At 62.9% G+C, this 23782-nt stretch carries 22 protein-coding genes and 2 pseudogenes; all 24 read right to left on the bottom strand.

The window, feature by feature from the left end:
- Nucleotides 1–88: 88 nt before the first annotated feature.
- A pseudogene (locus NKH70_RS31875) lies at nt 89–213 on the bottom strand (1-aminocyclopropane-1-carboxylate deaminase); the annotation flags it as partial.
- Nucleotides 214–447: 234 nt separating this feature from the next.
- Nucleotides 448–669 carry an exopolysaccharide production repressor protein gene (locus NKH70_RS31870; RefSeq protein ID WP_353027185.1) on the bottom strand — a complete coding sequence of 74 codons (222 nt, stop codon included), beginning with the start codon at nt 667–669 and terminating at the stop codon, nt 448–450.
- A gap of 120 nt (nt 670–789) precedes the next feature.
- Nucleotides 790–1104, bottom strand: a complete 315-nt coding sequence (gene fdxB, locus NKH70_RS31865; RefSeq protein WP_353027183.1) for a ferredoxin III, nif-specific — start codon at nt 1102–1104, stop codon at nt 790–792.
- The gene (locus tag NKH70_RS31860; RefSeq protein ID WP_353027182.1) at nt 1101–1304 is read right to left on the bottom strand and encodes a CCE_0567 family metalloprotein; all 204 of its coding nucleotides are present in this window, start codon (nt 1302–1304) and stop codon (nt 1101–1103) included. The genes fdxB and NKH70_RS31860 overlap by 4 nt, the downstream gene beginning before the upstream one ends.
- Nucleotides 1305–1329: 25 nt before the next feature.
- A complete protein-coding gene (locus NKH70_RS31855) occupies nt 1330–1800 on the bottom strand; it encodes a DUF269 domain-containing protein (RefSeq protein WP_353027181.1) in 471 nt (156 codons plus the stop codon).
- 319 nt (nt 1801–2119) lie between these two features.
- Nucleotides 2120–3178, bottom strand: a pseudogene (locus NKH70_RS31845) (TlpA disulfide reductase family protein); the annotation flags it as partial.
- A 424-nt stretch (nt 3179–3602) separates the two neighbouring features.
- On the bottom strand, nt 3603–3806 hold the full coding sequence (locus tag NKH70_RS31840) for a FixH family protein (RefSeq protein WP_502908443.1): 204 nt from the start codon (nt 3804–3806) through the stop codon (nt 3603–3605).
- 687 nt (nt 3807–4493) lie between these two features.
- Nucleotides 4494–5138: a universal stress protein gene (locus NKH70_RS31835; protein WP_353027180.1), complete on the bottom strand. Its 645-nt coding sequence runs from the start codon at nt 5136–5138 to the stop codon at nt 4494–4496.
- 349 nt (nt 5139–5487) lie between these two features.
- On the bottom strand, nt 5488–6276 hold the full coding sequence (locus NKH70_RS31830) for a response regulator transcription factor (RefSeq protein ID WP_502908444.1): 789 nt from the start codon (nt 6274–6276) through the stop codon (nt 5488–5490).
- Between the two features lie 28 nt (nt 6277–6304).
- Nucleotides 6305–6784, bottom strand: a complete 480-nt coding sequence (locus NKH70_RS31825) for a NifX-associated nitrogen fixation protein (protein WP_023722638.1) — start codon at nt 6782–6784, stop codon at nt 6305–6307.
- Nucleotides 6785–6801: 17 nt separating this feature from the next.
- Nucleotides 6802–7299: a nitrogen fixation protein NifX gene (nifX, locus tag NKH70_RS31820; protein ID WP_353027178.1), complete on the bottom strand. Its 498-nt coding sequence runs from the start codon at nt 7297–7299 to the stop codon at nt 6802–6804.
- Nucleotides 7265–8647 (bottom strand): nitrogenase iron-molybdenum cofactor biosynthesis protein NifN, encoded by a 1383-nt coding sequence (nifN, locus tag NKH70_RS31815; RefSeq protein WP_353027177.1) that lies wholly within the window; start codon nt 8645–8647, stop codon nt 7265–7267. The genes nifX and nifN overlap by 35 nt, the downstream gene beginning before the upstream one ends.
- A 9-nt stretch (nt 8648–8656) precedes the next feature.
- Nucleotides 8657–10147, bottom strand: a complete 1491-nt coding sequence (gene nifE / locus NKH70_RS31810; protein WP_353027176.1) for a nitrogenase iron-molybdenum cofactor biosynthesis protein NifE — start codon at nt 10145–10147, stop codon at nt 8657–8659.
- Between the two features lie 64 nt (nt 10148–10211).
- Nucleotides 10212–11753: a nitrogenase molybdenum-iron protein subunit beta gene (gene nifK / locus NKH70_RS31805; RefSeq protein ID WP_353027175.1), complete on the bottom strand. Its 1542-nt coding sequence runs from the start codon at nt 11751–11753 to the stop codon at nt 10212–10214.
- A 130-nt stretch (nt 11754–11883) separates the two neighbouring features.
- On the bottom strand, nt 11884–13386 hold the full coding sequence (gene nifD, locus NKH70_RS31800; protein WP_352811440.1) for a nitrogenase molybdenum-iron protein alpha chain: 1503 nt from the start codon (nt 13384–13386) through the stop codon (nt 11884–11886).
- A 98-nt stretch (nt 13387–13484) separates the two neighbouring features.
- A complete protein-coding gene (gene nifH / locus NKH70_RS31795; protein WP_023801970.1) occupies nt 13485–14378 on the bottom strand; it encodes a nitrogenase iron protein in 894 nt (297 codons plus the stop codon).
- A 484-nt stretch (nt 14379–14862) separates the two neighbouring features.
- The gene (locus tag NKH70_RS31790) at nt 14863–16119 is read right to left on the bottom strand and encodes a type II toxin-antitoxin system HipA family toxin (RefSeq protein WP_352517732.1); all 1257 of its coding nucleotides are present in this window, start codon (nt 16117–16119) and stop codon (nt 14863–14865) included.
- Nucleotides 16094–16420, bottom strand: a complete 327-nt coding sequence (locus NKH70_RS31785) for a helix-turn-helix domain-containing protein (protein WP_502904538.1) — start codon at nt 16418–16420, stop codon at nt 16094–16096. The genes NKH70_RS31790 and NKH70_RS31785 overlap by 26 nt, the downstream gene beginning before the upstream one ends.
- Nucleotides 16421–16701: 281 nt before the next feature.
- Nucleotides 16702–17751 (bottom strand): type 2 isopentenyl-diphosphate Delta-isomerase, encoded by a 1050-nt coding sequence (gene fni / locus NKH70_RS31780; RefSeq protein ID WP_353027174.1) that lies wholly within the window; start codon nt 17749–17751, stop codon nt 16702–16704.
- A gap of 84 nt (nt 17752–17835) precedes the next feature.
- Complete coding sequence (locus tag NKH70_RS31775; protein ID WP_353027173.1) at nt 17836–18738, bottom strand: terpene synthase family protein; 903 nt, start codon at nt 18736–18738, stop codon at nt 17836–17838.
- Nucleotides 18735–20285, bottom strand: a complete 1551-nt coding sequence (locus NKH70_RS31770; RefSeq protein WP_353027172.1) for a hypothetical protein — start codon at nt 20283–20285, stop codon at nt 18735–18737. Before NKH70_RS31770 ends, NKH70_RS31775 begins: the two co-directional genes overlap by 4 nt.
- Before the next feature lie 148 nt (nt 20286–20433).
- The gene (locus NKH70_RS31765) at nt 20434–21426 is read right to left on the bottom strand and encodes a polyprenyl synthetase family protein (protein WP_353027184.1); all 993 of its coding nucleotides are present in this window, start codon (nt 21424–21426) and stop codon (nt 20434–20436) included.
- A gap of 154 nt (nt 21427–21580) precedes the next feature.
- Nucleotides 21581–22924 carry a cytochrome P450 gene (locus NKH70_RS31760; RefSeq protein ID WP_353027171.1) on the bottom strand — a complete coding sequence of 448 codons (1344 nt, stop codon included), beginning with the start codon at nt 22922–22924 and terminating at the stop codon, nt 21581–21583.
- The gene (locus NKH70_RS31755) at nt 22924–23769 is read right to left on the bottom strand and encodes an SDR family oxidoreductase (protein ID WP_352785146.1); all 846 of its coding nucleotides are present in this window, start codon (nt 23767–23769) and stop codon (nt 22924–22926) included. Before NKH70_RS31755 ends, NKH70_RS31760 begins: the two co-directional genes overlap by 1 nt.
- Between the last annotated feature and the right edge of the window lie 13 nt (nt 23770–23782).

Raw genomic sequence — 23782 nt, 5'->3', positions numbered from 1 at the left:
ATCACAAGGTGTCCACCTATTTTGGTGGACACCTCATGCATCAGAGCACTCAACAGCAAAAGGTGCGGGGAAATTCGCGCTTACGTTCGGAGTTGCAGTCCTCACGTTTGACGTAGATTTCCACCTTCCCCCAAGATGCCTGCCAAGGCGGTCGAGTTTCTCGATGGGCGTGGGTCCAAAGGTGAGCCGATAGCGCTCGAACTTTTGAAGCATGTTCTCTCCGGCAAAAACCTAGCTTGCACGATCCTCCAAAGAGGTGTGTTTGCGTCGCGGTAAGCAGCGTTGTCCGATGTGCCAGAAAGGCCCATCATTGTATCCAGCGTCTCGTTGGCCCAACGAAACCAAGCGGTCGGCATGCGACTGCTGCGATCGACTGCCACTGGACATCGAACTGAAAGGCCGCATTCTGTGGGGATGGGAATGACCAAAAATGTTGATCTTGCCACCTCAACGAAGCCGTAACATGCGGCCCATTGCAACACGCTGAGGCAAATCTGAGCATCCATCGCCCAGCTCATTATCGTCTGGCGCTAACCGATTTTTTGGCAACGACCGAAATGCTCCGTTCTTGCAAGGTCTGCTAGCGCTGCCGGACCGCCAGATCAGAAAGAGCACGCTTGCGAAATAGCCCAGCTGAAGGAGCAGAGACCAAGCAAGTGTTGTGACCACCACCGCGCGGATGGAATGCGAAGCAACGTAAACAGTCAGAGCGTTGGCGCACAGGACCAGCCACAGGGCGAGACAGAAGATTCTATAGGGCAACGCCGTTCTCCTGGTTTGTCGGCCATGTCACGCAGCGACCTTGTCGGCCGCAACATGGGTCTGGCAGTTCTTCGGGCAGACGCGGGCGCAGGCTCCGCAGCCAATGCAGCGGCCGGCATGATCGACGACCATGATCATGCGATTGAGCTCACCGTCGAAATCGTCATCCTCGTCGCAGGCGCCGAGGATTTCACCCGCGTCATCGACGCCGTAAAGATGCATGACCTCGCGCGAGCAGACTTTGAAACAGCGGCCGCAGCCGATGCAGGTCGTGCCGTCTATAGCGGTGAGATATTCCGGCACCCATCCGGAGCCGTCGCGGGTGGCGAATGTGCTCGTCATCGTAACTTCTTCATTGCAGCGAGCGCTCTCTTGGCACCATCCAACTCGGCAAAAACGGCCGACGTTTCCTCGGCAACTTCCTCTAACTCCGTCCATTTTCCCGGCAGATTCTCTGCAAGGTCGCGCAATTTCATCTTGGCAATTGCCGCGCGCAGCTGAAGCTTTCGGACTTTCTTCCCCATCTCATCTAGCTTTGACATAGATCCTTCCTCGAAATCGGTTTCTTCACGCCCGTGCCACGTCGGGATAGGCTTCAATGGCGGCAGTCGCATCGTCGACCAGTTTCGTACCGGCCTCCGCGAGCTTCCTGAACGTCTCGAAGCCGAACCGGTAGATGTCTCGACAGAGCGACCAACCGCCCGGCCGTGAAAAGCAATCGTCCGAAGCCCCCATGGGTTTCATCTCCATCATTGGCGATGTCACCGGGCCGGAGCGCTCCTCGATCGCAAGCCCCACGGCGGTGTAGAACATATCGAGCCTCCACAGCACGGCCGGATCGGGATCCCCTATGGTGGGGAGTGCACGACGTTGTTCCTTCGTGACGATGAAGTCGGCCAGCAGCGTGGCGTCCGATTTGCCTCCCCATGAGCCGTAGGACTCCTGAGCACGGATCAGCCGCACGAGGCATTTTACGAACGGGGTGGCAAGCGCCGCTTCGTCCTCGTTGACAGCAGGGCTGACCGCGGCTTCAGGCATTTCATATTCTCCTCATTGCAGTCCTCTTCCTCGATGGACGATTTCTTTTTTCGGGGACGCCTACTTCGGCCACAATTGCGCAGCCGGCGCCCGGCTCGGGGCGGCCGATTCCACGCAATCGATGTCCCAGTGGCCGACCTTGAACACGTCCTCGACTGCGAGGTCTTCCACCCCGGCCGGAATTCGCGTCGAGCATCGCTTCCGCCGTGATGCGGCCGGAGGTCATCGCAAGATTGGAGCCTCGAACCCGCTGCAAGCGATCCATACTGTGCTGCATGGAACCGACTTGCTGCGGCCGCGCCAAGGAAATGGACGATTTGGCCAAGGCCTGTAGCAACTCCGGTAGAAGGTGCTCTTTCAGTTCGTCAGGGATAGGCTCCGGACCGTCCAGCGACTTCAGTGCCAGCTCCACCAACTCGATCGCGCGATTTTTGTTGCCGCTCTCATGATAATACCGAGCGACCGCCGGATAAGACCAGAACTTTGGGCTGTCGCCTTGCGGGGGATTCAGTGCCAGCACGTGTTCGGACAGCTCTTTGCCTATCGCGAAGCGCTCAGCAGACGGAAAGCGCGAATGGTCAAGGTTCGGATGGAAGAGTTGGTTTAGCGCCGCGATCATCCAGTCCTCGGAGTTTCTGTCGATCGCGTCGCGAACCAATTGGTGCATGAGGGGCAAGCCGGTCCACATGTCGTGCATTTTGTGAAGCACCAGATTCGCATGAGCCAGGCGGAAATTGAGGTTGTCCGGCAACAGGGCAATGCCCTCTTCGATCGCCGAGAGCGCCGTCTTCCAATCCTCTGTCTTCACCGCCGCCCAAAATCTGTCATTAATCGGCTTCTTCAACGCTTGTTCGCGCGCCATGGGTTCGTTTTTGGCGATCCGCTCCGTATCGGCGGATTTCGCTTGATCGCTGGTGCGCCAGCTGCCGCTAAGCACTTTCGGCAAGACCTCATCGAGTTCCGTCGGATGACCGATAAAGGCGATGTGGCCGTCTCGGTCGACCACGAACGAGGTCGGAATCCCGACAGAAAAGCTGGGTTCCATCCAAAGCTTGTTCATTTCGCCTGTGTAGTCGAACGCGATCCGAAAGTTCAGGTTTGAGCACTTTTCGGTCAACCACGCGTCCAACCTGGTTCGGGCCTCAACGGCCGTTGGAGCGTTTTCATCAGCCGCGATGCCGACGACCTCAAGTCCGCTGTCCTTGTATTTCTCCTGGAGCTGCACCAGATGGGGCATCGCCGCCACACATGGTCCGCACCAAGTTGCCCAAAATTCGACGATATACACTTTGCCGGGCTGGAAGTTCGTGAGGGGCTCGCCACGCAGCCAGTTCTCCACTTTGATCGAAGGAGCCGGTGACCCCATCTGCAGTACCATGTTGCTCTCCAAAGCTATTGCCATGAGCTTGTTTCTCCCTCAGGGAGGGGCACACGGGTTCAAGCAAAGGAGAGCATCGCTCGTCTCGCACGTCTGCGTGCAGCCGGCCTTCACTCAGTGTTGCCGCATCACATTTCGCAAAGGCCGTGCCAGCGCACTCAGCGCGCACTAACCCCATGAATTCGCTTTCAAAAGCTCGATCTGCCAAGATGGCCGGTTGTATTGAACCCGACATGTTTTCTGCCGCTGTCAGTTTTTGGACACGCATGACCGCTTCGCGCCGGGCAGAAAAGCGTGGCCCGACGACTCAATATGCATTCGGGCCGAGGGACGAGGCCGTGGACATCATGACTGCGTTGGCTACCGCCGGACTCGTCATCATGGTCCGCTTCACGCCGCCGGTTGCCGTCCCGGTCCGGAGGCGTTAGCGGATCTCGCCATTTGCGATTGCAAAGGGCTGCTCCATCCGAGCGCGGCCTGTGCCCCCCTCGCCCGCCTTGCGATTGAACTGGCTGGCGACATGGGAATTTTTCACGACGAAGCCGGTCCAGCTTCGGCTCGCCAATACCGCCATCGTCAGCTCGACGATTATGATCGTGGCGAAAAAGGCCAGGATAAGTGCCGGCATGTGCGGCCGGTGAGCTCTCCGGGGTTCCTGCTTTGTGCCGATATTTTCTGTGTTCCCTGTGCTCAGGCGCTACACGGATCGCCTGGTGCGAATGTGAGCGTTGTCGGAATTTTGACCAGCCTCAAGGCCGCTCGGTCGCCACGCGATGGGCCGGGCAGACAGAAAACGCTGAAGATGCGGCCGCCCTCGCCGCTGACCCGGCTACCATCCCAGCCGATGACAACGTGACTGATGTCATCGTTCGCGCCGAGGCCGGCAAGAGCCCGACCATCCGACTCGAAGGTCGGTGCCTTCGCCGCTGCACGGTCGTTGCGGTGTTCAGCTCCCGGCCAGTGGTGAGGGAAATCGTGATAACGCCAATACGATGCGGCTACGGTCCGAACGCGGCCTGCCGCGCTGAAACGACTTTCTTTCTCGACCTGACGCCGACCCAAGCATCGGTGTTTTGAGCGCATTGAGGAGCGCCTGTACCTCTGCGCGGCCTTTGAGCTCCGCGTTACGGATCATCTCGGGCGAGGAGAACCCCCGAGCGCGCGTTAGAGACGTCCGGGATGTCTCGGCGACGGCGCTTGCAGATTCGAGCTCGCGAAAGTTGCGCTTTGCCGCGACCTTTCTCCGACTTCGCCATCAGGGTAGGTGACCAGGGGAGTAGAGCCTCGAACAGCATCGGCGCTACTTCAAAACCCGTCAGCGGGCCAAAAACAGCGGCAATGGCGGCTTGCCAACTATCCATCTTGTCACGCCACCGAAGAGCCGCTCGCGCATCCGGCGGCTGCCATAGGCACCCATGACAATCATGTTGGCACACGTGTCGATTGCGTGCTGCGCGAGGACCGTGGGCACCGGTTTGCCGGCGCTCGGCAGCCGGTCGACCAACACTCGAGCACCATGCCGAGTGAGATAGGCAGCGATGTCGGCTCCCGGCTCGGCGCCGCTTCCGCTGCAGGTCGCCTCAGGATCGACGAGGGCGACACGAACTTCCTCAGCACCGGCTAGCAGATCCAGCGCTTCCCGAACCGAACGGGACGCCTCGACTCGCGAATCCCAGCCGACCAGCACGCGCCGTGGCGACAGAGTCGCCTCAGCGCCCTCCGGCACGACAAGCAACGGCTTTCCCGTATCGAACAAGCTGCCGTTAATAACAAGAGGTCCGAGACGTGTGTCGTTGAGAAGTCCGGGGCCGATGATTGTCAGGTCGGTGCAAAGCGCCCGCTGTCGTACCGCGTCACCGACGCTAGCCTTATCGCAGTGTTCGATATCGACTTCATAGCAGCGCCACCTGCCTCTCAGCTGTTTGTGAATTTCCCTGGATATCTTTTCCAGGTTCGCCATGTCCTGTGAAAATCTCTCGATCTGCCTAAAACCGTTTGTCCAGTCTGGCGATGGCCTGTGCGCGTTGTCCAGGCCACTCGGGGATGCCATCGCCGAGTAGCGGAGACGGCATAATGAGCGGCGGAGGCGACATCACCAGTACGGAAAGATAGCGCCGACTTCGGCATACAAGCTGGCAGCTGTTCTGACATCCTGATCGGAGTGGTCAGCTCCCGTCACACTGAGTACGCTTCTGAAATCCATTTGACTGCTTCTTTCTGAATATGTCGTACCTGCCGGCGCGTTTCGAAGCCGCAAGACTTGCCCTCAGCCCGACGGAAATGGGGAGTGGCACTCCATCCGTTCGCTTTCAGTCGTCCGGCTCCTCGAGCGAGTAGCCGGCCGACCTGACGGTGCGAATGACGCTACCTGGGGAGGCCGCCTTCAGCGCCTTTCTAATCCGGCTGATATGGACGTCGACGGTGCGTGGTTCGACATGGATGTTGTTCCCCCAGGCCCTGCCGATAAGCTCCTCCCGGCTGAAGACCTTGCCGGGAGCTTCAATCATAACCCGCAGCACGTTGAACTCGATGAGTCCGAGGTGAATCTCGTGGCCATTGCCGCGAATCCGGCGGGCATCGCGCTTCATTTCAAGGCTGCCGCAGCAGAGCCAGCTGCCGTTTTCGATCCCGTTTGAACCCCGCTTCGGCAGCGCCAGCCTCGCCCGTAGACAGTCGAGCAGCTTGGCCGGGTCGATCGGCCGCACAAAGATCTCGTTAATGCCAGCTTTCAGGAGATCGAGGTGCTGGTCCTCGGCGCCGCGCGCGATCAGGGCAATAACGGGCAGGTCGGCCGTCCGCGGCTCCTCCTTGAGGCGGGCGCAGATTGTGGCTCCCGTCGCGCTTGCTGGCACGCAGTCCAGCACGACGGCGTGGAACTCCCGTTGTTCGGCCAATACAAATGCTTCCTTCGCGCAGCCTGCCTGCTCACTCGCGAAGCGGTCCGCCTCCAGAATGTGGCTATAATTCAGATAGAACTCCGCATCTTGCGAACAGATCAGGACGAGTGGCTTCATCGGCGCTACCCCAAGAGCCCGCTCATCGACCTGGCCCGCCTCGGCTTCCGTGGGCTGGCTATCGCGCTCGCTCAAGATTGTCATGGCCCCCCTTGCTCGAAGATCCGCTTCATCACGCACGCGCCACCTCGGGATAGGTCTCGATGGTAGCGATTGCGTCGCCGACCAGTTTCGTGCCGGCCTGAGCGAGCTTCCGGAACGTCTCGAAGCCGAACCTGTGGACGTCGCGCAGCGTCTTCGATAGAGCGACTAACCGCCCCGCCGTGAAAAGCACGCGCCCGAAGCCTTCATGGCTCAGCTCCATCATCGGCGATGCCATGAGGCCGCAGCGCTCCTCGATCGCAAGCCCAACGGCGGTGTAAAACATATCAAGCCTCCACAGCACGTCGGGATCGGGATCGCCGATGATCGGGATCGCACGGCGCTGTTCCCTGGTGACGATGAAGTCAGCCAGCAGTTCGGCGTCTGTTTTGCCTTCCCATAACCCATAGGAATCCTGCGCGCGGATGAGCCGCAGGAGGCATTTGACAAAGGGGGTTGCAAAGGCCGCCTCGTTCTCGCTGACTGCGGAAGTAACCGTGGCATCAGACATTTCGTCTTCTCCTCATTTCAGCCCTCGTCCTCGAACGACGGTTTCTTTGGAGGAGCATCTGCCTTCGCCAGCATTTTGCGCAGCCAAGGCGGAGGAGCCTTCCTGAGCATCATCTGCGTGCGCAACAGCACCTCTTGGATGGTTTGGGGGTGCGGCACTTTTATCGGATGAATTTTTGCCGAAACAACCTTGGCCGCCGAAGGTCCGCCGATGGCCAGACAAAACAGCAGATGACACCCCTTCAGCGCCTCCACCTTCGGGGTGATGCGGTCATCGCCCTCAGTTCGGTGCTCCCCGCTCTCGTCGAAAACGTCATCGAAGGCTACGGCTTCAACGAGATTCCACTCCTCGCGTCCCACGTCGTAGACAGCAAAGCGCCTGGCCGAACCGAAATGGGCGTTGAGGTTCTTCATGTCCTGGGTGGCGATCGCCACGCGCAATGCGCCGGCTTGGCGTTCCGGCGTCGGTGCGTGAACCTCGTCAGTGACGAGCGAGAGGCGACGAACGGAGCTCATCTGGCATTTCTCGGTTAGGGAGTGGATCAAGCGCCTCAGGCGTCGGCGCGTGCCGGTTGGCTTCAAAAATGTTGGCGACCTCGAAGATCAGGTCGCGGGTCCCCTGGTAGAGGATTGTGAGCTTGTGCTGGCTGCCGAGCCGGTCGAAGATCGGGAAGCCGACCCGCATGAGCGGAATGCCGAGGCGCTGCGCCGCCTGGCGGCCGTGGGAATGGGTGACGAGAAGATCAGCGCCAGCGCCAAGAGCTTCCAAATCGCCGAGATCGCCGATTTGAACCGACTGCGCCGGTACTTCCTCCAAAATTTTCGACATGTCGGTCGTGGTGACCGCCGCCGCGATTTCGGAGCCCATTCCGATGAAGAAGCTCGCGAGTTGGTAGAGTTGGTCTGGTTCAGCAGCGATCGCAATTTTCTTGCCTCCAAAGTGGAAATGTCCGTCGAGCAACGCGTCCTGCAACTGCGCGCGGCGACGGCGCACCTCAGCCGGCGCCGCCGCGCCCGAAACCGCGGACAGCAGCGAGACGAACCGGTCGGCGTCCTTCAATCCAGTCAGCGACCGGAACAGCACGTAAGGCACGCTGGTCAACCTCTGCAGCAGCTCGGCCGGGCGGCGCATATGCTCACCGATGACGATGCATTGCTCGGCCGTGCCAAGCTCGCGGATATCCTCGACGCTGGTGCCGCCATAGGTGGTCGTGACCCAGCGGTCGGGCACCGTACCGTCGAGCGAGCCGGAGACGTCCGGCAGAATCACGGGCTTCAGTCCAAAGCTTTCAACCATCTCACGTAAATGCTCGATATCAGCCACAGTGAGGTTCCAGCCAGGCAGGATCACGATCTTCTTCGACTGCCGCGCCTGCTCGCCGGGCCGTGTAATCCTTTCGATCATCGCGGTGACAGCCTTGGCCCAGCCCTCTTCGATCGCGCCGTCGAAATCCGGTGTGTTGGCTAGCACCACCTCCGTACCCGCGAGTTCTTCCCTGCGCTTCAGCCTGATATTGGCGATATCTCCTGCGCAGTCTTCGCCCCGGGTTTCCACCAGCGCCGTGGTGCAGACCCCGATCAGCGTTGGCTTTGTGCGGGCCTTGAGGTTGAGGATCGCCTCTTCCAGATGGTCTGCCCCGCCGAGGATCGTCGCCACCTCGTCTATCGCCGTCGTCTGCAAGGGGATGGCTTCCTTGAAATGCCGCACGAACAGCACGAGCGCAAAGCTGGTGCACCCCTGGCTGCCGTGGAACAACGGCATCGCGCCGTCGACGCCAAGAAAGGCCAAGGCGGCACCCAGCGGCTGCGATGACTTCAGCGGATTGATCGCCGCCGCTTTGGTCTGGGGAAGGATGCGGACCATCGGCTTTCCTCAACACCCGCCGAAATCGTCTGTCGTCGTGCCGGCGAATTCCTGGACAACATGCAAGGTCGCGGTCTCGCTTTTCGTGCTCGGCAGTTCCTCCCTCACCGCAGGCTGGCAATCCCATGGTGCCGGCTCCCGCACCTGGCGCCAGATCGGGTTATGAATGGCGAGGTCGATCTGGCGTACGAGTTCCACCATGCCGTCATAGCCGGCGTAAGGATGTTGGCGCTCCTGGTTGATATCGAGCCAGGGTGTCTTGGCCTTCAGCGCGATGAACTGCGTGCGCCCGCCTGACAGCATGATATCGGCCTTGTGTTCTGAGAGCATGGCGTAAAGCTCGCGCGGCGCCATCTGCTCGAATATGTGGTTGTCGTCCTTGAGTATCTGCTTGATGCGCTCCTTGTCTTCGACCGTCGACTTCTTGACAGAGGTGCCGACGATCTCGATGCCGATCTCCATCAGCGCATGGACGACCGACCAGGACTTCACACCGCCGGTGTTGAGCAGAACGCGCTTGCCTTCGAGCCTCGGCCGGTAGGCCGCGAGCTTCTTCCAAGCAATCGCCTCCTCCTCTGCAATCAATGCCTCGGTGCGGCCGAGGATCTCCGGATCGGAACCCTTCTTTACGAGCAGCTGAGATATCTGTCGGAGCGCTTCCGAGGTGTCGGTGATGCCGTAGAAGGAGCCCTCGAAAAACGGGATGTCCCAGCGCCGCTCCATCTTGCGGGCGAGATTGATGAGCGCGGTCGAGCACACCATCATAGCCGCCCGGGCGCGGTGCGCGCAGGCAATGTCGAAGTAACGCGCGTCGCCCGGAATGCAGGCGCGCACCCGGATGCCGAGCCGATCCAGCAGCGGCTTCACCAGCCAAAATTCACCCGAGAGGTTGAATTCGCCAAGAATGTTGATGTCATAGGGTCCGGCGTCGTCCGGTTCTACCGTGCCGATGACATGCTCGAGCAACGCCTCGCCGGCAAGCTTGTTGCCGAGATTCTTGGAGCCGACGAAGCCTGGCGCATTGACCGGCACCACCGGTAGGCCGAACTTTTCCGCCGCGCGCTTGCAGACGGCCTCGATGTCGTCGCCGATCAGCGCCGTCACGCAGGTCGGATAGACGAAGATAGCCGGCGGCCCATACGCTTCCTTGATCTCGCGGATCGCTTTGAAGAGCTTCCGCTCGCCCCGCCCCATCACCACGTCGAGTTCGGTGAGATCGGTCGTGAAGCTCGTGCGCCACAGCGTTGGCCCGGACGAAGCCGCACCGCGGTTGTCCCAGGAATTGCCCTCGCAGGCGAGCGGCGCATGGATCAGGTGCGCGACGTCGGTGATCGGCTGCAGCACGATCTTGGCGCCATCGAAGGCACAGCCGCCGGCCGCCGTCCCAGGGGTCAGTGGCTTCGAACAGCCCTCCTTGCGCGCCTTGGCATCCTTGCCGCGGTTCTGCTCGCAGGCAGGCTCGTTGAAGACATCCTGGATTTTGGCTCTGAGCGAGGACATTGCGTTGGTCTCCGAAGTCCCTTCGGGAAGACGACCGGCCCCACCGAAGAGCCGGCCGCCACCCTTAGCGGGTGAGGTCATACGAATAGTCCGTCACGCCCGTCTCGCTTGTCTCGCGATCGAGCTTGTCGAAGATCTTGTCGAGGATCGTCGTCAGGACGCGCAACCCGCCTTGGTAGCCCATGAGCGCAAAGCGATGGTGATGGTGCCGGTCGAAGATCGGAAACGTCAGCCGGATCAGCGGCGTGCCGGTGTCGCGCTCCAGATACTTGCCATAGGAGTTGCCGATCAGCAGGTCCACCGGCTCGGTGAAGAGCAGCGAGCGCATGGCCCAGAGGTCCTTGCCCGCCCAGACTTGAGCGTCCTTGCCGAAGGGCGATGATGCAAGCAGTTCCTTCAACTCCGCTTCCCATGCCGAGGTGCCGTTGGTGGCGAGGCAATGGGTCGGCTCGCCGCCCGTCTCCATGATGAAGCGGGCCATGGCGTAGACAAAGTCCGGATCGCCGTAGATGGCATATTTCTTACCGTGCAGCCAGGATTGGCTGTCCGCCATGGCGTCAACAAGTCGGCCGCGCTCCAGGCGGATTGCCTCGGGGATTTGCTTGCCGGAAATCGCGGAGACCTCCATCAGGAAGTCGTCGGTCGCCTGGACTCCGAGCGGGTAATGAAACGAGGCAGTCGCCTGCCCTACCCCCTCGCAATACTCCAGTGTTTTTCGGGTGTTGTAATGCTGTAGCGAAAGTGTCGCCTCGGCGTTGAGTGCCTTCCTCACGTCTTCGATCTTCGTGCCGCCGTCATACATGCGATATTCGCCGTCCGACGGCGTGTCGAACTGGTCAGAGGCGTCTTGGATAAAGGTATAGGACACGCCTATCAGATCGAGCAGGTGCTTGAGTTCCCTGTTGTTGCCGACACAGAAGCCGTCGAAGCCCGGAATGATGTTGATGGTTCCCTCGGCTTCCGTTCGCTCCTCGCCTTTCCAGAAATGCTCCAAAATGCCCTTGACCGCGACGTCATAGCCGTCGACATGGCTGCCGACGAAGGCCGGCGTGTGGGCGAAGGGCACGTCGAAGTCGCGCGGGACCGAGCCTTCGTCCTTGGCGTTCTCGATAAAGCTGTGCAGGTCGTCGCCAATGACCTCCGCCATACAAGTGGTCGAGACGGCGATCATCTTCGGGTCGTAGAGTTGGTACGTGTTGGCGAGCCCGTCGACCATGTTCTTCAGGCCACCGAACACTGCCGCGTCCTCGGTCATCGAGGAGGAAACTGCCGAAGCAGGTTCCTTGAAATGGCGCGACAGGTGCGAGCGGTAATAGGCCACGCAGCCCTGGCTGCCGTGGACGAAGGACATGGTTCGCTCGAAGCCTGCGGCCGCGAACACCGCGCCGAGCGGCTGGCAGGCCTTGGCGGGGTTCACGACAAGCGCTTCGCGAGCGAGGTTCTTTTCGCGGTATTCCCACGTCTTGGTGAATTCGCGTTGGTCGGTAACGATCTGGTCCGGGTGCGGACATTCGAAATTCAGCCTCTTCTCGGCGAGCATCTGCCTATATTCCGGCTCGCGGAACAGGGGCGCATGGTCGAGAACTTTTTCAGCCGACTGCGGCATGGATGGTTACCTCTTCTCCATCTGGCCGCGCCATACGGCGGCACAGGGACGTCGAAACGTTTCAGGTCTCCCGCGGACAAGGGGCCGCAGGCGTTCATCGGCCTTCCCGGCTTCCGGGAGGCCAGGTTTTTCATTCCGCAGCGATCGCCGCCGACGGCTCGGCCTTTTTCTTCCAGGGAGCGTCGTAGAGGCCCCAGACCGGGTTGTTGATGGCCAGATCCATGTCGCGGGCGAAGATGGCGAAGCCGTCGTAGCCGTGATACGGGCCGGAATAATCCCAGGAATGCATTTGACGGAACGGTATGCCCATCTTCTGGACCGGGTACTTTTCTTTGATGCCGGAGCCAACGAGATCAGGACGGATCCCCTCGATGAACTTCTCCAGCTCGTAACCAGTCACGTCGTCATAGATCAGCGTGCCCTTCTTCACGTAATGGCCGGTACGCTGATAGTCGTCGTTATGGCCAAATTCATAGCCAGTGCCGACGATCACCATGCCCAGATCCTCATATGCCGTGACGACGTGACGGGGGCGCAGCCCGCCGACATAGAGCATCACCGTCCTGCCTTCGAGGCGCGGCCGGTATTTAGCGATGACGGCATCGACCAACGGCCGGTATTTGGCGATGACCGCCTCGGCCTTGGCCTCGATTTCCGGCCCGAAATGCTTGGCTATCTTGCGCAGAGAGGCTTCGGTCTGGGAGGGGCCGAAGAAATTATACTCCATCCAGTCGATGCCATACTTTTCCTCCATGTGCCGGCAGATGTAGTTCATCGACCTGTAGCAATGGATGAGATTGAGCTTGGCCTTCGGCGCGCGCTCTATTTCGGCCAGCGTAGCGTCGCCGGACCAGTTGCCGACCACGCGCAGGCCCATCTCCTCGAGCAGGATGCGCGAAGCCCAGGCGTCGCCGCCGATGTTGTAGTCGCCGATCACATTGACATCGTACGGGCTGGCCTCGAACTCGACGTCTTTTTTCTCGAACACCCAGTCGCGGATCGCATCGTTGGCGATGTGGTGGCCGAGCGATTGCGAGACGCCGCGGAAGCCCTCGCAGCGCACCGGCACTATCGTCTTTTCGTGCTCCTTGGCCTTGTTGCGGGACACCGCTTCGGTGTCGTCGCCAATCAGGCCGATCGGGCATTCGGATTGCACGCTCATGCCCTTGTTCAGCGGAAACAGTTCCTCGATCTCGTCGATGATCCGTTCCAGCTTCTTGTCGCCGCCGAAAACAATGTCCTTCTCCTGGAAATCGGAGGTGAACTGCATCGTCACGAACGTGTCGATGCCGGTCGTGCCGACGTAGTAGTTGCGGCGTTGCGACCAGGAATATTGCCCGCAGCCGACCGGGCCGTGCGAGATATGGACCATATCCTTGACTGGACCCCACACCACGCCTTTCGAGCCGGCATAGGCGCAGCCGCGAATCGTCATCACTCCGGGGATTGACTTGATGTTCGATTTGACCTCGCATTCGGAAAGGACCTCGCTTTCCTCGCAAGCCTCGTCGCCGCTCTTTGCGACGCTCAGGTGCTTTTTGCGGCGCTTCGCCGCCTTGTCAGGATATTGCGACAGCACCTCCTCGATAAGCTTCGCATGGAGGGCGCCGTCATTCTCGTATTCCAGGCTCATGGGACCCCTTTCAAGGTTCAGGGTGACGCCTCACCAACGAGGCGCCGTTCTTTGAAAGGCGCGCCAGGTCAAGGCCGCGCCTCGTTCGGCAGCGGTCGTTACTGTGCGGCCGCCTTGGCCGCTTCCTTGACCTGAAGCTCGGCAAGCATCTGCTCGTCAGTCTTCATGATGCCGAAGTCGAGCAGCATGTCCTCGAGCTCCTCCATGGTGATAGGGGTGGGGATGGTGCCCTGGCCCGAATTGGCATGGATCTTCTCGGCCAACGCCCGGTATTCCCCGGCCTGCTTGGAGTCCGGCGCATATTGAATGACAGACATCTTCCTGAGTTCGGCGTGCTGGACGATGTTGTCGCGCGGCACGAAGTGGATAAGCTTGGAATTGAGCCTGGAAGCCAGCGCTTCGGCGAGGTCGAGCTCGCGATCGGTTTGGCGCTCGTTGCAGATCAGGCCGCCGAGCCGCACGCCGCCCGAATGGGCGTATTTCAGGATGCCCTTGGCGATGTTGTTGGCGGCATAGAGCGCCATCATCTCGCCGGACATGACGATATAGATTTCCTGGGCCTTGTTCTCGCGGATCGGCATCGCGAAACCGCCACACACCACATCCCCGAGCACGTCGTAGGAGACATAGTCGACATCGTCGTAGGCGCCGTTCTCCTCGAGGAAGTTGATCGAGGTGATTACGCCGCGGCCGGCGCAGCCGACACCCGGCTCGGGGCCGCCCGACTCCACGCATTTAATGCCTTTGTAGCCGACCTTGAGCACGTCCGCGAGTTCCAGGTCTTCCACCGAACCTTCCTCGGCCGCGAGGTGCAGGACCGTATCCTGCGCCTTCGCGTTCAGGATCAGGCGGGTGGAGTCGGCTTTGGGGTCGCAGCCGACGATGAGGATTCTCTGCCCGAGATCGACGAGGGCGGCGAGCGTATTTTGAGAGGTGGTGGACTTGCCGATGCCGCCCTTGCCGTAAAAGGCGATCTGACGCAAACCTGACATGTAGCTTTCCTTCCTTCGTTCCATTCATCGCGGCTGCCGCGACATGAATGCCGTCGGGCAGCTGTCGCCGCCTCGCACCCAAGGATCTCAAGACTCGTGCCAATTTGGCTGATCGAACCGAAGAATGTTTTCATGGTTGCTTTTCAGGGATTTAGCTTGAGGCCAAAGAAAGGATCGGCGGAACAAGCCGTGTAGCGGACCCGACAATGGCGACATAAAGCGTCGGATCTCGATCCTCAGTCAGCGCATTCGTTCGAACCGCATCGTTGTGTTGAGGTGAGCGAACAGCTTCTCGACCCTCTAACGTTAATTGCGGGATGGGCGAGCTCTTCTGTTCCGGCGAGCTGACGTGCTTGGTCTCGCGTATCCTCATCGACACTGCGCGGAGTCTTGCGCGCCACGCTGGCATACCATCTATCCACGGCCATCCATCCGGGGCCGCGGGCGATAATTCCGCCATATCACCAACTCAAGGGAGCTCGGCTCACTTATCGGCGCAGGACTTCAGTATCGGCGTCATCGCCTTGACATGTTCGTCAATCCGCTCAAGCACTTTCGCCGCGACAACGTCGCGCTCAGGCAGATGCCACCAGTGCTCATTGACGAGTTCGACGGTCTCGACCACTGCCTTCAGGACTGCCGGCTCCGGAAGCCTTGCACGGTTCGCAAATGCTTTCCATCGCTGTGCTGCTAGCGCCTTGAACGAGCGCTCCCCTCCAAGGGACAGCGCCATGGCGTCGGCGGGAATATATGGCACGGTCGACAGGACGTCGTAGATTGGTGCAAGCACCGGCTTGTCGCCGTTGCCGGGATAAATCAAAGACCAGTTCTTGAGGTGCATGTCGCCATTGCCAGTGATGACCGTCAGCGCCAGGCGGCGGACGAATTCGAGAGCCGCCGTAGGGGAGACGGCCACGCCAAGGGCCAAGGCTATGTCGTGATAAGCGGCCCCCTCATATTTGCGCGAGGGATAGACACCGAAGACCTGAGCGAAATCCTCGATGTGAATCCTCTCCCCCTCAGCGCCGCGATCGAAGCGTTTGACGAGAAGGACCTTGCCCTCTGACAGCGTATTGAATTCCTCGGGAATATCCTCGAAATCGGACTTCTCGACAAGTTCGCGTTCAGGCACCTCCATGCCGATCGCTGCAGCCAACGCCAGGTTGGCGAATTCATTTTCGGAAACGCCCGGAAACGCCGTCGAAGGGAACTTGGCGACGTACCGGCCCTGCTCGTCGTCCATCGGCAAGGTAAGGCCACCGCCTTTTCCAGTGTTCTTCATGACCGACAGCTTCATCTGCACGCCGGCAAGTGAGAACCGTGCCTTGGGCTTATCCTTTGAAGCATCCTGCGAAACCGCTATCGCGCCGTCACTGGGCAACGCCCGTACGGCTCCCGGCAGATCGGCGCCCAGCGCCGCTAAGAGATCGAAATCATTGCCTGGCCGCACATTGCCTTCATGGTGCTTTTCCATCGCCTCGCGCAACTTCTCTTCCGGCAGAAGGTTCGCGAAAAAAGCGGGCAAGGCGCCCGCCAGAGGCTTTGGATCTTTCCGCAATCCTCCCGTCGCTGCCCGGAACGACAGGCTGACAACCGGAAAGCCGCCCGTCGCGCGGTAAGGCTCATCGAAGTTGAATGCATTGAAATCGCCCGGCGTCCTAACGATTGTGCCGATCTTCAGTGCGTTCAAGAGCACGTCCAGGGACTGGATCGTCTTAGGTGCGCGAACGACTGGAGCCATGATCGTCATCGTCAGGTTGAGGAACAAAGGCGGGGCGATCGTCATCATGCGGACGCAATAGAGCCTGGACAGCCGGCACCATGACTTGCGGAACCAGCATCATTTCCAGACCGAGCGCGCGAGCGATATTCATGAGCGTCGTCGCACGCGCGGCCGCGCCTCCCTTTTCAATGTCGCGATAGCGGGGACGGGATATACCCGCCAAATCAGCGACCTGCTCCTGCGTCATGGCAGCGGCCAGCCTCGCCTGCCTGAAAAGCCCACCGATTTCGCGCAGAATATCCGATTCAGACTCCACCATGATACTTATACGATCCATTCAATGCCCGATGATACGGAAACGTATCTCATCCGACGAGCAAGTCAAATCTTAATGATCTGTTCGCGTATCGTATATGAAGATAATGGTATGCAAAGAGATCATTCCTTCATTTCGAGGATCTCCCAGGCCCGCACAGCGAATGGCGTTCCTCCGAGAACAGCTGCCATGGCCACCGCCACTTCAGCGAATGGCTAGTTTAACCTCAGCGCCGATGCGCCCGACGCTGGCCCTATGAATGCGAAAGAGACGCGACCCCGGCATCAACCGGCGGGCAGATGTGCCGAGGGCAACAAGCGCGCCTGACGCAACGACGCCAGATCAGCCGAGCCGGTGCAGAAGCAGGCGACGGCCAACTGGCGGATGACGATCTCGAAATGCGCGACAACCGCCTCGGTGGATACCGTAGCCGCGCGCAGCACGCCGGCCGCCTGCCCGGCGATGTCCGCGCCCAGGCGGATGGCCTTGGCCACGTCGACGCCGTCGCGGATCCCGCCCGACGCGATCAGCTTCACCGTTGGCAGCGCCCGACGTACCGCCTGCACGCTGGCGGGGGTCGGAATCCCCCAATCGGCGAACGCCATCGCCACTGCACGGTCGGCGGCATCGCGGGCGCGCTCGCCCTCCACCGCGGCCCAACTGGTGCCGCCGGCGCCGGCGACATCGATCACCGCCACGCCCGCCTCGACTAGCGCACAGGCCACCGAGGCGGACAGGCCCGACCCCACTTCCTTGGCCACGATCGGCACGCCCACGCTGCGCGCGGCGCGAGCGATCTGCGCCAGGACGCCGCGCCAGTCGCGGTCGCCCTCCGGCTGTACCGCTTCCTGCAGCGGATTGAGATGGACGATGAGTCCATCGGCTTCCAGCGCATCCACCGCCCGGCGCGCCAAGTCCAGGCCGTCAGCCTCGCGCAGTTGCGCGGCGCCGACATTGGCCAGCAAGGGAATGTCTGGGGCCAGGCGGCGCAGCGCGCGCGTCAGCCCCTGGGAGTTGCGGGATTGCAGGCTCACGCGCTGCGAACCGACGCACATTGCGATCCCCAAGGCTTGCGCTGCCTCGCTCAGATGCCGGTTGATGGCCTCGGCGCGTGGCATGCCGCCGGTCATGGAGCTGATCAGCAGCGGCGCGCCCATGGTCTTGCCCAGCAGCGAGGCGCGCAGGTCGATCTGCGTCAGGTCCAACTCGGGCAATGCGCAGTGTTCGAAACGGATGTACTGCCAGCCGGCGGCGGCCTTGGCCAGCGCCGTTCGCCGATCCAGCACGATGTCCAGGTGGTCGTTCTTGCGCCGGCTCAGGTTGGTGTCGCTCATGCTCGCTCCATCCGTCGCGTCGGCGACGGCGTTGCGTCGGATCGGACCGACGGCAGCGCGCGCACGCCGCCGCCTCCGCCGCGTTCAGGCCGGCGCACGCTGGCCTCCCCCCGCAGCGTCGCTGCGGTAGCGGCTGGTTGAGGTCTGGTAGTACTGCGCGCGGATGGCCACCATGGCCTCGATCAACGGTCCCCACGGCGCGGGAAAGCGTTCTTCCGCCATCACCCGGTGCAGCATGCGCGTATGGCCGGCCAGCTCGTCGTTGAGGAACTCCACCACAGGCATAGCCGGATAGCGCTGCAGCAGCAGGATCGCCGCGTTGTCGGCCTCGCTGGCCGACCTGTCCTTGTCGCGTCCATGTAGATCGTTCTGCAGGCGCCCTATCGCCGAGATGAGCCGCAGGACCTGGCGAAACGCCGGACGCGCGCGCAAGGTCGCCATGTCCAGCCCCCACAGCAACGACAGGCAACAGAACACGTTCGTGTAGGCGATCGAATCGATGCCGTTGTGCAGGTACTCGGCGTAGGACCAGCGTTCCGCCCCTGCCGCCTGCGCGTGTCCGGCGCGCAGCGCTGCGCAGTAGCACAGGGTATCGTCGAGAAGCTGAGCATAGTCGCGACGATCGTAGGCGAGCGCGGCCAGCGAAGCGCGCAGCACAGCGCAGCCCCCGAATCCGGGGAGCGCGCACGGCCCGCCCTGCCCCAGCGCCTGCTCCACGGCGGCGAGCTGCTCCGGCCCGATCAGGCCAAGGTCGTTGCAATCGTCGAGCCAGAACAGCAGCGCCAGTTCGCGATAGAACGCCACGATCAGCGTTTCGTCCTGCGGATCGCGGCCGGTGCGGGCGCTGGTGTCGCGCAGGCTCTGGTGGATGCGCTGCAGGATGTACTGGCCGCCCCTGACCGCTTCCACGGCATGCTCGTCGGCGAACCCGGTCAGGGAACGCCCCCACTCCAGCACCTGCTGGAGCGCACGTTCGTTCTGGATCATGGCGCCGCTCCTGCTCCCTCGGCCGAGACGCGCCGCCCCCAACGAAGCCCCAGCCACAACCCGGCGAGTTCGGCCACGCGCACCACCCGGGTGGGGCAATACAGTTCCTTGCCAATCCACAGCGGCGTCTGCGGCAATGCATGCGCCGCGTGGCGGGCGAGCATCCACTTCAGCGCACGCGCCACCGCCTGCGCGATGCGCCGGCGCCCTGTCGGCTCTTCGCTCCCGTCCATCACGTGCAACGCGAACAGCGCATAGGCGCTTTCCTCGAATGTGGACGCGCGACCGGCGCCCCAGCCGCCGTCGTCGCGCTGCGCCTCCAGCAGCGCCGCCAGCGCGCGCTCGTCGCGCCACTGGGGCTTGCCTTGCGCCAGCGCAGCGACCGCATGCGCGGTGGGATACAGCCACGAAACGTGCCATTTTTCGTTGTCCCATAGACCGTGCGGGTTGCGATTGGCCTCGACGTAGGCGCTGGTGCCGGCGGCGGGCTTTCCCAACATTCGCAACGCATGCAGGGCGTGGATGTTGGTCGACACCGAGGCATTGCGCTCGCCGGGGAAGGTGACGAACAGCTCGCCGATTTCGAAATGGCGCAAGGCATCGACCGCCGGGTCGCGGCCTGCAAGGCGCAGGACGCACATCGCAACGGCGGTATCGTCCGCATCGGCCGCGAAGTGCAAGGCCGGGCCCAGACCGCGCACGCCCAGGCGGGCGTCGAGCTGCGCGACGATCACTTGCACCGCCTCGGCGAGCGCGGGATGCGCGAACAGACCGGCCAGATGCAGGGTGTACAGCGACCAGCATGGCTCGAATACATTGATCGGCCAGACGTTGGGAAAGACACCTTCGATGCCGCTGCGCGTCGCCCGCGATGCCGCCTGCAGATACGCGTCGGCGCGCCCGACCTGCGGCGTGCTCCCCTGTGTCACGGCGTGCGCACGCCACGCGGCGGTGGCCGCCGGACTGATGCCGATGCTGCCGTCGTCATCCGGGCATGCGGTGGTCGGCGACGTCCCCCAGGCTTCCCAGGAGTGCAGCAACGGATGGCCGCTCGGCAACGTCGCCACCGCCCCCAGCCTGACCAGGCACGCTTGCCGCAACGGCAACAGCGCCGGGTGGCGCGGAAACGCCACGCCGCCCAGCAAGGATGCGGCCTCGCCGCTCAGCTGCGGCAGGATCAGCTCCGCGCCGATCGGCGCATCTTCCGGCACCGCATGCGCGTAGGGATCGGGCTGGCGCTCGAGGAACCGGGTTGCAGCCTGGACTGCGTCGGCAGCGCCGGGAAGAGGATCGGCACGCTGCAATGCCAGCAACGCCGCCCACGTGGGCGCATGGCGGAACAGCGGGAAGTCCGCACTTCCCCATCCGCCATCGGCCTGTTGCTGCGCGATGAGCCACGCGTATGCGTCCTGCCGACCGGTGACGTTGCCGTGGAACTGCAGAGCTCGCGCCGTGTCGTAGACGGACGGACCGACGCTGCCGCCGTCGCTCATCTCGCTCAGCAGGTGGCGCAATTCGGAAAGGATCTGTTCGGACAGCGCGTTCACGCGGGATGTTCCTTCTGCAGACGGTTGACGAGAACCAGGATCGGCAGACGCCGCGCACATCGCCGCGGACTCGGGCACAGTGCAGCATGCACCGCTGCCGCCGGCCGATCGCAGCAGCACAGGGGCGAGTCCATGCGGACGGACGCGCTCATGCGTATGGCGCGGACAAATACACGTTGGCCCGCTGCAGCATCTGCGCCAACCGTTCCGCACGCGGCCCCAGCGGGGCGATGGCCTCCCCGGCGTCGCGCAACAAATCCAGCGCGAATTGGCGCGCTGCCTGCAGCCCCATGATCGACGCGCAGGTCGGCTTCTGCGCCGCCGCGTCCTTGCCGGGGGTCTTGCCCAGCGTCGCGGTATCCGCTGTCGCGTCGAGAATGTCGTCGACCACCTGCAACGCCAGGCCGAAACAGGCGGTGTACCGATCGAGCGCACAGTACAGCGCAGCGTGCGCGGCATCCTCCGCGATGGAGCATAGCGCGCCCATGCGAACGGACGCGCGCACTAGCGCTCCGCTCTTCATCCGGTGCATCGCCACGATCCTGTCCAGCTCGGCGTGCTTTCCGACCAGCGACAGATCCATGGCCTGCCCGCCTGCGGCACCCTCGGCGGACACGGCCTGCGCCAGTTCGCGCACGAGCGCGATGCGAGTGTCGCCCGGCGCATCGAGGCTCGCCAGGGTCAGGAAGGCGTGCGCCTGCAGCGCATCGCCGACCAGGATCGCAGTGGCTTCGCCGAACTTGACGTGCACGGTCGGAAGGCCGCGGCGAAGCACGTCGTCGTCCATCGCGGGCAGGTCGTCGTGGACCAGGGTACAGGCGTGCATCATCTCGATGGCGGCGCCGACGTCGTCGAGCATGTGCGCCGGCGTGTCGGCCAGTCCGCCGGCAGCCAGACAGAGCAACGCGCGGGTGCGCTTCCCGCCATGCAAGGTGGCGTAGCGCATCGCCGCCATCAGCTCGGTCTCACCGTCGTTTTCGGCGCAGAGAAGACGCGCCAGCGCCTGTTCGACCCGCTTTGCGCCGTCCTGCATCCAGATCTCCGGCAGCAGCCTGCCGGATGCGCCGCGCGCCTGCGCACCCGATCCGCCGAGCGCGGAAACGCCAGTTCGGTCGTCGTGTAGCGTGGAACCGGTCTGCATGTTATTCATGTCCTTGTACCTGACACGAGATGGCCACGGCGAGCGCCAAGCCGCAGCGGTGTTGCCGGCGCCGCACCGAGCGCGTGCGCTGAGTGCAGCAATGCCGCGCCTCGCCGGCGCCGCTGCCTCGCCACACGGGGCATGCGCTGCCAGCTCATGAGAAGCCTATGCGGATTGCCATGGACGGATGTGCAGTCGGGTAATAGCGCCGGCCTTTTTCGACGCCGCTCAGCAACTGCGGCCGCACCCCGGCCTTGTGCATTGTCAGCGCCAAGGCGATGCAGAACTGCACCATTTCGAGCCATACCAGGTGGTAGCCGATGCAGACGTGTGGGCCGGTACCGAACTGCAGCATGTCCACCGGCCGGATCGGCTCCGTGCGTTGCAGCCACCGCGCCAGGCGGAACTGATCAGGCGCCTCGTGCAGCAGCGCCGAGGTCGAGAAATGCAGCAGCGGGATGCACAGATGGGTGCCCGCGGGAAGGCGCCGTTGGCCGAGTTGCAATTCCTGCAGGGCGCGACGCGGCAGGAGCGTGGTCGCCGGATGCAGGCGCAGCGTCTCGCGGAACAGCGCCTCGGCGACCGGACACTCCGCCAGGTCCGCGTGCCGGGTCGGCACCGCGCCCACGCGTTGCGCCTCCTCGACCAGGGCGTCCCACAGCACAGGCTGCCGCGCCAGCTCGATCACCATCCAGGCCATCGTCGAGGCAGTGGTGTCGTGACCGGCAAGCAGCAGCAAGCGGATATTGGCGACCAGGACGTCATCGGAAAGCGCATCGTCGCTGCGGTCGAAGGCGCTCACCATGTCGTTGATCAACCCGGTGCGCGCGGCATGCGCGCGCGCGTCGCGGACGAACTGGCGCAACTGCGCGTCGATCCAGTCGCGGGCGGCGCGGCCTCGCCGCAAGGGCAGTCCGGGCAGGTCGACCGGGGGCGCGACGATCAACTGCAGCAGTTGCCGGTATTTGCGATGCCATCCCGGCAGGTCCTGCGCGGGGATTCCCATGAGGCTGAAGATGAGCTTGAGCATCAGGTCGCCGGTTTCGCGCAGGATGGTTACGTCGCCGCGCTCGCGCCACGCCTGCACCCGCGCCCAGATGATGGGCGCGAACAGGTCGCCGATGCCGGCCTGGGTCAGCCCCTTGGGCAGGAACGCCGCCTTGATCGCATCGCGCGCCTGCCGGTGCGCGCGGCCGTCCTGGGCAACCAACGTTCCGCCAAGCAATTCGGGCGCGATCTCTTCGATCAGCGCCGAGGACACGTCCTTGTGCCGGAGCAGTGCGAACGCATCCGGATGCACGCAGGTCATCAGGTGTCCGGCAGGGCCGAAATCCAGCCAGAAGTGGCTGCCCAGCGTCCGTTCCGCGCGCCGCAGCAGGCGCGGCAGGTCGCAGACGATGGCGGGAAGATGCCCGACCAGGGGGAAAGCGCCGGGCATGACCGGGATGTCGTATCGCAGCCGGTGCCGACGGTTGAGCGGGTTGAGCAGCATGTCCATCAGCAGCGCGCCGCCGCGGCCGCTTCGGCGGTGTCGCCGGCAGGCCGCGCGGCGCAGCTGTTGCCACCGTCGGCGTAAGTCGGCACATGCGCCAGCATGCCGCCGTCGATGCACACGACCTGGCCAGTGATGAACGCAGCATCGTCGGAGAGCAGGAACGCCACGAGCGCGGCCACGTCCTCGGGGCGGCCGACGCGCTGCAGGAGCTGGTGCCGGCGCAGATGCCGTTGCATGCACTCGTCCAGCTTGGCGAGGAGACGCTCGGTCATGACGAGACCCGGCGCAACGGCGTTGCAGCGGATCTGCGCATGACCATACTGGGTGGCGAGCGAGGCCGACAGCATGTTCATCGCCGCCTTCGACGCGGCGTAGGACGTCTGCGCCGTGTCACCGCTGAGTCCCTGGCACGACGACATGTTGACGATCGCGCCACCGCCGCGGGCGATCATCCGTGGGATGGCCTGCCGGCAGCAGAGCAGCGTGCCGCGCAGATTGGTCGCCATGGTCTGATCCCACACCGCCAGGTCCAGGTCGAGGATCGCGCGGTCGCGTGAGGTCAGATGCATGGCGCTCGCATTGTTCACCAGCAGGTCGACCCCACCGAAGTGCCGCTCCGCCGTCTCGAACAGCGCTGCCACCGCCTGCGCATCGGCGATATCCATGGCTAGGGGCAGCGCGTGGCCTGCTTCGGCCGCGATCTGCGCGGTGCAGGCGATGGCCGCCGAGCCATCAATGTCGGCCACCACCACTCTGCCGCCCCCGCGCGCGATGGCGAGAGCGCATGCCTTGCCGATGCCGGCGCCGGCGCCGGTCACCACAGCCACCTTGCCTTCAAACCGTCCCATCGTGTCTCCTGGA

The organism is Mesorhizobium sp. M0991, assembly GCF_040318915.1.
Lineage (GTDB): Bacteria > Pseudomonadota > Alphaproteobacteria > Rhizobiales > Rhizobiaceae > Mesorhizobium.
Note: the sequence above shows the minus strand (reverse complement) of the source record. Positions and strands in the feature narration are given on the sequence as shown.

Coding starts and splice junctions, on each gene's coding strand:
- NKH70_RS31830 (WP_502908444.1), bottom strand. CDS start 6,276: ATGACAATCTTGAGCGAGCGCGATAGCCAGCCCACGGAAGCCGAGGCG.
- NKH70_RS31765 (WP_353027184.1), bottom strand. CDS start 21,426: ATGCAGACCGGTTCCACGCTACACGACGACCGAACTGGCGTTTCCGCG.
- NKH70_RS31785 (WP_502904538.1), bottom strand. CDS start 16,420: ATGGTGGAGTCTGAATCGGATATTCTGCGCGAAATCGGTGGGCTTTTC.
- nifD (WP_352811440.1), bottom strand. CDS start 13,386: ATGAGCCTGGAATACGAGAATGACGGCGCCCTCCATGCGAAGCTTATC.
- NKH70_RS31755 (WP_352785146.1), bottom strand. CDS start 23,769: ATGGGACGGTTTGAAGGCAAGGTGGCTGTGGTGACCGGCGCCGGCGCC.
- NKH70_RS31840 (WP_502908443.1), bottom strand. CDS start 3,806: ATGCCGGCACTTATCCTGGCCTTTTTCGCCACGATCATAATCGTCGAG.
- fni (WP_353027174.1), bottom strand. CDS start 17,751: ATGAGCGACACCAACCTGAGCCGGCGCAAGAACGACCACCTGGACATC.
- NKH70_RS31835 (WP_353027180.1), bottom strand. CDS start 5,138: ATGGCGAACCTGGAAAAGATATCCAGGGAAATTCACAAACAGCTGAGA.
- NKH70_RS31825 (WP_023722638.1), bottom strand. CDS start 6,784: ATGTCTGATGCCACGGTTACTTCCGCAGTCAGCGAGAACGAGGCGGCC.
- nifN (WP_353027177.1), bottom strand. CDS start 8,647: ATGGTCCGCATCCTTCCCCAGACCAAAGCGGCGGCGATCAATCCGCTG.
- NKH70_RS31760 (WP_353027171.1), bottom strand. CDS start 22,924: ATGGACATGCTGCTCAACCCGCTCAACCGTCGGCACCGGCTGCGATAC.
- nifH (WP_023801970.1), bottom strand. CDS start 14,378: ATGTCAGGTTTGCGTCAGATCGCCTTTTACGGCAAGGGCGGCATCGGC.
- NKH70_RS31775 (WP_353027173.1), bottom strand. CDS start 18,738: ATGATCCAGAACGAACGTGCGCTCCAGCAGGTGCTGGAGTGGGGGCGT.
- nifE (WP_353027176.1), bottom strand. CDS start 10,147: ATGTCCTCGCTCAGAGCCAAAATCCAGGATGTCTTCAACGAGCCTGCC.
- fdxB (WP_353027183.1), bottom strand. CDS start 1,104: ATGACGAGCACATTCGCCACCCGCGACGGCTCCGGATGGGTGCCGGAA.
- nifK (WP_353027175.1), bottom strand. CDS start 11,753: ATGCCGCAGTCGGCTGAAAAAGTTCTCGACCATGCGCCCCTGTTCCGC.
- NKH70_RS31790 (WP_352517732.1), bottom strand. CDS start 16,119: ATGGCTCCAGTCGTTCGCGCACCTAAGACGATCCAGTCCCTGGACGTG.
- NKH70_RS31855 (WP_353027181.1), bottom strand. CDS start 1,800: ATGCCTGAAGCCGCGGTCAGCCCTGCTGTCAACGAGGACGAAGCGGCG.
- nifX (WP_353027178.1), bottom strand. CDS start 7,299: ATGAGCTCCGTTCGTCGCCTCTCGCTCGTCACTGACGAGGTTCACGCA.
- NKH70_RS31860 (WP_353027182.1), bottom strand. CDS start 1,304: ATGTCAAAGCTAGATGAGATGGGGAAGAAAGTCCGAAAGCTTCAGCTG.